1 protein-coding gene and 1 pseudogene are annotated in these 877 nt (G+C 38.5%); one reads left to right on the plus strand and one right to left on the minus strand.

Translation table 11 applies throughout. The annotated features are described in order from the left end of the window. Positions 1-206: 206 nt before the first annotated feature. Complete coding sequence (locus tag H5072_RS20545) at positions 207-446, plus strand: helix-turn-helix domain-containing protein (protein WP_002958908.1); 240 nt, start codon at positions 207-209, stop codon at positions 444-446. A gap of 70 nt (positions 447-516) precedes the next feature. On the opposite strand, the pseudogene H5072_RS20550 reads toward H5072_RS20545, so the two are convergent. Beyond that, positions 517-877: pseudogene (locus H5072_RS20550) on the minus strand (MFS transporter); the annotation flags it as partial.

An 877-nucleotide genomic window follows, 5' to 3' on the forward strand; every position in this document is an offset into this window, starting at 1 on the left:
AGACGGGCAAAATTTCATTCTCAATAAAAACAAATCTTTACCATATTATTAGCGTAGTTTTTAGCTGTGTTGGTGGAGTGGGTAGCAACACATGCTTTATTAAGCAATAGCTTGCTATTGAAAGTATGACTGCTTACCTGCCTACGGCTATTGATGGAAACTACTGCTTTAATGGGTACGTCAAATCATCTAGTAGGAGATGTAAAATGATGGGCAAAACAGTTTCTTCTGAAGAAAATGCAAAGCTAACAAAGTGGCTTAAAACTAAGCGCCATGAAAAGGGTCATACAATGCGAAGCCTAGCACAAGTGCTTGGAACGCCTCATTCATTTATCGGCAAGATTGAAAATCAAGAACGCCGTTTAGATGTCATTGAGTTTGTTCGCTATTGTACAGCTCTAGAAGTTGATCCACATGAAGCACTTAGCTTGCTAAAAGTAGATTAACTCAATAATTGCTTAGTACACTTTAAGGGGCACTTGATAGTGCTAAGCAATATGTTAATGCAGGGATGCATTAAATGTTTTTGTGGTAATTCTTCTCAAGCTCATACAACTTATACCTAATCAGATATAAAAATATCAACGAAGGTAAAACCATTAAGGCTGTTAAAATAAAGAACAGCGACCAATTTCCCATTAACCAATCATCAATTACTACACCACTGTAGCTTGAAAGCAATGTTCGTCCTAAATTCCCTAATGACGCCAGTAATGCATAGTGCGTTGCACTAAATGCTCTATCGCATAACATCGATATAAAGGCCACCATAGCGACCAACGACCACGCTTGCGTAAAGCCATCAATAACAATAGCAAAGGCATACAGCCTTAGGTCAGGGCCAACTAAAGCAATCCACGAGAAGGCTAAGTTTGAA

This window comes from Pseudoalteromonas sp. SR45-5, from assembly GCF_014163565.1.
Classification (GTDB): Bacteria; Pseudomonadota; Gammaproteobacteria; order Enterobacterales; family Alteromonadaceae; genus Pseudoalteromonas; species Pseudoalteromonas distincta.